Origin of the sequence: Roseovarius roseus (genome assembly GCF_043355935.2) — a bacterium.
GTDB lineage: Bacteria > Pseudomonadota > Alphaproteobacteria > Rhodobacterales > Rhodobacteraceae > Roseovarius > Roseovarius roseus.
In genome coordinates, this window is sequence record NZ_JBHFPE020000021.1 from 20,344 (window position 1) to 28,249 (window position 7,906).

At 61.6% G+C, this 7,906-nt stretch carries 6 protein-coding genes; 5 read left to right on the forward strand and 1 reads right to left on the reverse strand.

Going from position 1 to position 7,906, the window contains the following annotated elements:
* Positions 1-62: 62 nt before the first annotated feature.
* The 5 genes from ACEWPL_RS17875 to xrtD all read left to right on the forward strand — a co-directional run bounded on the left by ACEWPL_RS17875 (position 63) and on the right by xrtD (position 7,438).
* On the forward strand, positions 63-743 hold the full coding sequence (locus tag ACEWPL_RS17875) for a sugar transferase (RefSeq protein WP_393932210.1): 681 nt from the start codon (positions 63-65) through the stop codon (positions 741-743).
* Positions 744-869: 126 nt separating this feature from the next.
* A complete protein-coding gene (locus ACEWPL_RS17880) occupies positions 870-3,296 on the forward strand; it encodes a tetratricopeptide repeat protein (RefSeq protein WP_393932208.1) in 2,427 nt (808 codons plus the stop codon).
* Between the two features lie 187 nt (positions 3,297-3,483).
* Positions 3,484-4,083: a polysaccharide biosynthesis/export family protein gene (locus tag ACEWPL_RS17885; protein ID WP_393932206.1), complete on the forward strand. Its 600-nt coding sequence runs from the start codon at positions 3,484-3,486 to the stop codon at positions 4,081-4,083.
* A 9-nt stretch (positions 4,084-4,092) separates the two neighbouring features.
* Entirely contained in the window at positions 4,093-5,673 is a 1,581-nt protein-coding gene (locus ACEWPL_RS17890; RefSeq protein WP_393932204.1) for a hypothetical protein, read from the forward strand.
* 169 nt (positions 5,674-5,842) lie between these two features.
* Positions 5,843-7,438, forward strand: a complete 1,596-nt coding sequence (gene xrtD, locus ACEWPL_RS17895) for a VPLPA-CTERM-specific exosortase XrtD (protein ID WP_393932202.1) — start codon at positions 5,843-5,845, stop codon at positions 7,436-7,438.
* Between the two features lie 229 nt (positions 7,439-7,667).
* Here xrtD and ACEWPL_RS17900 read toward each other — a convergent pair.
* On the reverse strand, positions 7,668-7,906 hold a 239-nt coding region (locus ACEWPL_RS17900), incomplete at its 5' end, for a hypothetical protein (RefSeq protein ID WP_420744376.1).

Genomic DNA, 7,906 nt, shown 5'->3' on the forward strand with positions numbered 1-7,906 from the left:
TAAGGATCAAGCCATCTTGGCTTGGTTGATGGTACTTTTGTAAGGTGTGTGGGGGGCGTCCGATGGCTTTTCGGGATTATTACGAGACGCGGATTGAAAAAGCACAGTCGGGGCTGGAACGCGCGCAGCGTCGGCGGTCCCTTTACCCCCATGGGACGAAAAGGGGCCTTGATATCGCCTTGGTGCTGGTGACCTTGCCGATTTCTCTGCCGCTTATCCTGATCATGATGTGCCTTGTCTCGCTTGACGGGCGCAGCCCGATCTACTTGCAAAAACGTCTCGGGCGGAACGGCCGCGTGTTTCGCATGGTCAAGATCCGCACGATGGTGCCAAGGGCCGACGCACTGCTGGAGGACTACCTGCGCGAGAATCCGGCGGCCCGGCACGAATGGAACGAGAGCCAGAAGCTGAAATGCGACCCGCGCATCACCGCGACAGGATCGTTCCTGCGTAAATCGTCTCTCGACGAGCTTCCCCAGCTCTGGAACGTTCTGATCGGGGATATGTCCTTGGTCGGGCCCCGCCCGATGATGGTCGATCAGGAATCGCTCTATCCTGGCACGGCCTATTTCGAACTGCGCCCCGGCATCACAGGGCCTTGGCAGGTTTCGGAGCGCAACGAGTCGAGCTTTGCCGATCGAGCAGGGTTTGACCGCCGGTATCTGGCTTCCATGTCGCTCGCGCAGGATCTGACGATCCTCATGCGGACGGTTGCTGTGGTGATTCGCGGCACTGGATACTGATGATCCGGCGCAAAAGATAAAGAAAAGTGTCATTCGCTTCTCGATATCTGATACATGGGACCGGGACGGCCATTCCTGCGGTGTCCGGGGCGGATTGGCCGCGTTTAACGATACAAGAGTGACAATATGATAAAACCGGCATTTCTGGCACTTGCCACTGCAGGCCTTCTCTCCTTTTGCGATACGGCGGAAGAGCGGGCGGATGGACATTATCAATCCGGGCTGGAGCTGCTGGAAGCCGGCGATGTCGATCGCGCCTTGGTCGAATTCCGCAATGTCTTCAAGCTGGATGGTCAGCACCGCGATGCCCGTCTGCAATATGCGGATGCCGAGCGCGCGCGCGGCAATACCCGCGAGGCGTTCGGCCAGTATCTCCGGCTGGTGGAGCAATATCCTGACAGCCTCCCGGGCCAGCGCGCGCTGGCAGAACTGTCGTTGCAGACCAATGACTGGGACGCGGCGCGCACCCATGCCACCGTCGCCGCCGAACTGGCGCCCGAGGATCCTATCGTGCGGGCCGTCAATGTAGCGATCGAGTATCGTGACGGGCTGATCGACAGCGATAGTGGGACCCTGCGCAACGCCGTGACCAAGGCGCAAGCGCTGGTCACCGAAGATCCCGATCTGCTGGTGGCCCGGCGCGTCATCATTGACGACCTCCTGCGCCAAGAGGACTGGACCGGCGCGCTGGCGGCGATAGATGCCGCCCTTGCTGAGGCACCCGATACCCAGGATCTTTACACGCTTCGCCTCAGTGTCCTGAATCAGCTGGGAGAGACGGGGGAAATCCGCGCGCAACTCGAAGAAATGATAACGCGCTTTCCGGATGATCCTACCATTCCCTCCACTTTGGTCCGATGGTATCTGTCGCAGGACGATACCGACGCCGCCGAGAGTTTTCTCAAACAGCGCTCTGAGCAGGAGCCGCGCGAGATCGATGACATCATCACCTATATCCGCTTTCTCTCCGAAGTGCGCGGGGCCGAGGTCGCCAGTACGGAGCTGGACCGGATCCTCGCCGAGGATCCGCCCGGAAAAGAACAACTGACCGCGCTGCGTGCCGGATTCCGGTTTGATCTGGGCGATCGTGATGCGGCCATCGCCGAGATGGAAAAGCTGATTGAGGATACCGAGCCGTCGGATGAGCGGCGTAGCATCATGGTCATGCTGGCCCGGATGCTGGAGGTGACGAACAACAAGGTCGGCGCGCGGGCCCTGATCGAGCAGGTGTTGGAAGAGGATGCGAGCCAGGTCGATGCGATGAAGATCCGGGCCGCCTGGCTGATCCAGGGCGATATGGCCGACGAGGCGATCGTGACGCTGCGGTCGGTTCTCGGGGAGGCGCCGAACGATGCGCAGGCGATGACTCTGCTGGCGCAGGCCCACGAGCGTGCCGGCAACCCCGAGCTAATGTCGGAAATGCTGGCCCGTGCCGTCGAGGCCTCTAGGAGCGCGCCCGAGGAATCGTTGCGCTATGCGCGGCATCTGATCGCCGAAGAGGACCTGCGCACCGCCGAGACCGTGCTGATCAATTCATTGCGCATGGTCCCTGACGATATCTCCCTGCTGAGCGGATTGGGCGAGATCTATATGCGCGAGCAGGATTGGCCGCGCCTGACGCAGATCATCGAGACCCTGCAGCGTCAGGACAGTGCCGCCGCCAAGCGGACCGTCAACGAGCTGACAGCGCGCCAACTGGCCGCGCAGGACCGCCAGAGTGAGCTTATGGGCTTTCTCGAGACGCTTGCAGGGGAAGGGGCAAGCGGCATGGGCGCGGCAGCGACGATCGTGCGCACGCGTCTGGTAGAGGGCGACGTGGAAGGGGCGCTGCAATATGCGCGTGAAACCCTCGACGCCAATCCCGATGACGTCAACGCGCGGTTCCTGCTTGCCTCGGTGCAGGCCGTGGCCGGGCAGGCCGATGCTGCCGAGGCCGCCGTGCGCGATCTGGCCGCAGAATATCCGCGCGATCCGCGGTTCTGGCTGGCACTCTACAACATCTACTCAGTGCAGGAAGACACCGAAGCCGCGCGTCAGGCCATTATGGACGGACTTGAGGTTTCGCCCGGGGATCTGCGCCTGAACTGGGCCATGGCCAGCATCATGGAGCAAAAGGGCAATGCTGCGGGGGCCATCGAGATCTATGAGCGGCTCTATGCTGAGAACAGCAACAACCTGATCATCGCCAACAACCTGGCCAGCCTGCTGGCGACCGTGAAGGAAGATGAAGAGAGTCTGAACCGCGCACATGAAATCGCGCGCCGCTTGCGGGACCGCAACGTTCCCGCCTTTCAGGATACCTATGGGTGGATCGCCTTCCGCCGGGGGGATCTCGACACGGCGCTCGCGGCGCTCGAGCCCGCGGCGGCCGGGCTGCCTGAGGATCCGAGGGTGCAGTATCATCTAGCCCGGACCTATGTCGCGCTCGAGCGCGGGGAAGACGCCTTGGCGCAATTCCGCAAGGTGGCCGAAATTGCTGCAAACGGCCCCGAACCGGACTTCATGGAAGAGGTCAACGAGGAGATTGCCCGCCTGTCCGCGCCCGCACAGTAGGGGCGCTATACGGACCCGTCTCAGCGGGAGAATGGCAAAACGCCTTGGAAGCGCTACAAATCTGCCGCAGAGCCAGTATTTCTTTAAGTTGTGCGTTTTGCCTCTTCGGCAAATGCTGTAGAATCACACATAAAATAAGATACGCAAATCTCAAACGGGACAGAGGCACGAAATGATCAGATTTCTCATGGCGTTTTTTTTGCTGGTCGGATCGGTCGGCGCTTCGCTCGCGCAAGACGGCTACCGGATCAAGCCGGGCGATACCCTGCAGATCGAGGTTCTCGAAGATCCGAACCTGAACCGGAATGTTCTTGTGCTGCCGGATGGCTCGATCAGCTTCCCGATGGCCGGAACGCTCCGGGCCGGCGGGCGTAACGTCGACACGGTCGCACAGACCCTCTCGCAGCAAATGGCAGACAATTTCGCCGTCGCGCCGACGGTCGCGGTGTCGGTCTCTGCCCTGGCTCCCCGCGCCCCTGCCGCAGCCCGGGCCCCGACTGGCCCCGATCTGATGAATGTCTACATTCTCGGCGAGGCGGCCTCGCCCGGTCGCAAGGAAGTTCTGCCCGGCACCACGCTGATCCAGTTTCTGGCCGAGGCGGGCGGGCTGTCGCGCTTTGCCGCCGAAAAGCGCATCCAGCTGCGCCGCGTCGATCCGGCCACCAAGAAAGAGACGGTCTACCGCTTCAATTACCGCACCATGGGAGGGGCGGACAGTATTCGGGCGACGACCATTCTGGCTCCGGGTGATGTGATTGTTGTGCCCGAGCGCCGTCTGTTCGAATAAGGGCGGCTCGTGAAACGCACCCATCTTCTTGCCGGGGCTGGCACTCTGTCGGTCTTCACCATCGGCGCGGGCTTCGCGCTGGCCCAGCAGGGCGTCAGCCCCGCTGACGCCTATCCCCAAGGCGTGGATCCGCTGGATACCGGCTTCGTCGAATCCGGTCTTGTTGATACGGGCGACGTGGATTCGGGCCTGATGGAAACGCCCGTGGCAGATCCCGTGACGCCCATCCGCGGCAGCACGGGCCGGGCACGCGCGGATGACGGGCCCACCGAAGGCGGGCCGGTACTGACCTTCGGGATCAGCTCGACGCTGAGCGCGACCGACAATTACAGCCTGCGCCCGACCAACGGCGACAGCGCCGAGCTCTTCGATACCCAGCTCTCCTTCGGCTATGTGAACCGCCGTGCCATTGATGAGCTGCGCTTCGATATGAGCGGCGTGCTCCGCGCCATCGAGCCGCCAGGCGCCAACAGCCGGACCTTTGACAGCCAGCGCGCGCGTCTGGGCTATGACCGGGAGGGCGTGAACAGCACGTTCGGCTTCGGGCTCGATTACGATCTTACCTCGGTAGATGCGATCGACCCGTTCGAGAATGACCGCTTTTTCGAGGATGACCCGCTGGATGAGACCGACCTGACCCAGGATCAGGGCGAGCGCCAGCAGATCGGAGCGCGCTTTTCCTTTGAAACGGGCCTAAACGATCCGATCGGCTTCATCCTGACGGGGCGGTATCGCGACCGCACCTATTCGGGCACGACCGATCCGGGCCTTTTCGATACCCAGATCTACAACCTCAGTGGCACGACGCGGCTGGCCCTCAGCCCCGTCACCGAGACCCGGCTGGTTCTGGGCTATGAGGATTACAGCGCAGACGATACGGCCCTGACCGACCGGCGCACCACCAGCGCCAGCCTCGGGCTGACCCATGCGCTGTCGAGCACCGACACGTTCGACATCTCGGTCGGCCTTCAGGACATCGAGACCGATGAGACCATCCTCGGCACCCGCCGCTCGGAGACCGAAAACGGCGTTATCGGCAGTATCGGGTTCAGCCGCGAGCTTGCGGCCGGCTCGATCGGCACGACCTTCGATCTCAACGACAGCGTCAATGGCCAGTCGGCAACCTGGCTGGCCAATCGCGCATGGCTGCTGCCGCGCGGCTCGGTCGAGCTCAGCCTTGGCGTGACCAGCGATGTCGATGACACGATCCGCCCGGTGGGCAGCGTGGATTTCATCCATGAAATGCTGCGCAGCACCTTCAGCGCCTCGCTCTCGCGGCAGGTGGCCACCAGCACCCAGTCGAACGAGCTGCGCACGACCCAAGTCTCGCTGGGCTATGATTACGAGATCAACTCGATCTCCTCGATAGGTTTCGCGACCGATTACGCCGAGATCGAGCAGATCGGTAGCATCGTGCCGGACGACACCCGCCGCACCAACCTGCGCGCGACCTATTCGCGCAGCCTGACGCGGGATTGGCAGTTCTCCTCGGGCTATGAATACCGCGTGCGCGAGGAAAGCGGCGCGGGCACGGCCACGTCCAACCGGGTCTTCCTGACATTGCAGCGGGATTTCGTCATCCGCCCTTGAGCCGGCGCCATTATATGCGTTTGGAAAACAGAGTGTTCAGGACGCCCGCCTGCGGTGGCTCAATGTTTTTTGAATCGCACCGGTTCTGATTTTCCGGTAGAAATTCCACAATGATGAGTGTGCCCGTTCCGGCCCAGGTGGGCAGGGTGTGTGAGGAAAATGTGACGAGATGTCGGTGACCGATCAATCAAGCCCGAGTATCCTGGCCCGCCCGTTCAATCTGGCGGGACTGCTGTGGTTCGCGCTGCTTCTGGCAGCGTCGATTCCGATTTTCTGGATCGGGTTCGTATCGCTGGCCAAAGCTTGGTCAACCCCAGAATACAGCCACGGGCCTCTGATCCCGCTGATCTCGCTCTATCTGTTCCTGCGCGAGATGCGCGCCCTGCCGCCCCCGAAGCCGGTCGTGCATGACCGCGCGCCGGGCCTCATCGTCATCACCCTCGCGCTGCTGCTGGCGATCGCGGGCAACCTGACCCGCATCCCCGATATTGTCACCTATGCTTTAATCATCTGGGTCGGCGGCGTGGTCCTGACAATCTTTGGCTGGGAGCGGGGCAAGCTGCACCAGCTGGGCGTCGTCCACCTGATCTTCATGCTGCCGCTGCCGCAATTCATCTACCTGCAGCTCACGATCATGCTCCAGACTATTTCATCGGAAATCGGTGTATGGTTCGTCTCGCTGATGGGTGTGCCCGTCTATCTCGAGGGCAACGTGATCGATCTGGGCGTCTACAAGCTGCAGGTCGCCGAGGCCTGCTCGGGGCTGCGCTATCTCTTCCCGATCCTCAGCTTTTCCTACCTTTTCGCCATCCTCTATCGCGGCCCGCTCTGGCACAAGGTGGCCCTGCTTCTGGCGGCGGCCCCCCTCACGGTGCTGATGAATTCCTTCCGCATCGGGGTGATCGGCGTGCTGGTCAACAGCTACGGGATCGAACATGCCGAGGGGTTCCTCCATTTCTTCGAGGGCTGGATCATCTTCGGTGCCTGCATCGCGATCCTTTTTCTCATGGCCATCGCATTGCAGCGTCTGACGCCCGATCCCAAGCCCCTGACGGAGGCGATCGACTTGGATACGGCCGGGTTCCTGCCGATTGCCGGGCGCATCTTCGGCATCCGCGCCTCGCGCGGGCTGATCGCGGCGGCGGTGCTGACGCTGGCCGTCTCAGCCGGATGGGTGCTGCAGCAGGGCAAGGAGCCGGAGGCCGTCGACCGTGATCCCTTTTCGCTCTATCCGCGCCAGGTAGGCGAATGGTCGGGCACCTTCTCGATGCTGGATTCTGATATCGAACGGGTGCTGGGGGCCAGCGATTACCTTGCCGCCTTCTACCGCCACCCGGAAGAGCCTGTCCCGGTCGAGCTTTTCATGGCCTTCTACGACAAGCAGACCGAAGGTTCGGGGATCCATTCCCCGGAAGTCTGCCTGCCGGTCGGCGGATGGGAGATCTACAGCTTCGAGGCCGTTCCCGTGGACATGGACGGCACCGGCTACGGCTCGTTCGAGGTGAATCGAGCGGTTATCCAGAAAGGCCTGTCCGAGCAGCTGGTCTATTATTGGTTCGAGCAGCGCGGCAAGCGCATGACCAATGATTTCAAGGCCAAGATGAGCGTTGTCTATGACAGCCTCACGATCGACCGCACCGACGGCGCCATCGTGCGCTACATCACCCCGATCCTGAAAAACGAGCCCGAAGGCGCCGCCGACGCGCGGTTGCAACGCCTGATGCGCGAGACGCTCCCGAAGTTGCCGAGGTTCGTGCCGGAGTGAGGGGCACGCGGGGGAGGTAGCATAGGGTGTCTTTAGTGGAAAAATTCAATAATTCCAGAACAGTCAAAGGCCCTCCCACGTGCCCGCCTGTCCAAATGCCTAGTTCAGAACGGTTACATTACCTTGATGCTTTGAGAAGTTTTTGCATGTTGTTCGGCTTGTTCGTTCATGCAACCACTCTCGACCGTCTTGGATGGCTTGGTTTTATCTAAGTAGAGCGCCTTTACTTTCATGGCTCTTCAATGGAAAGGCAGCGCAGCGGGTAAGTGATTAGGCTCAGGACTTCGGTAACGGGTCGGTCCCAGTCAAGGCGTTTTTCGCAAAAAGACTGATCCCGCCGAAGCAGGAGAGCGGCATTTTTGGGCGTCAGTGCCTGATCTTCACGCCGCTCTGTAATGAGGTCCTTTGGGCACATGCTTCGGTCCGTGGTCAGCGCGTGGCCGCCAACATGATGCTGGTTCGGTGCAA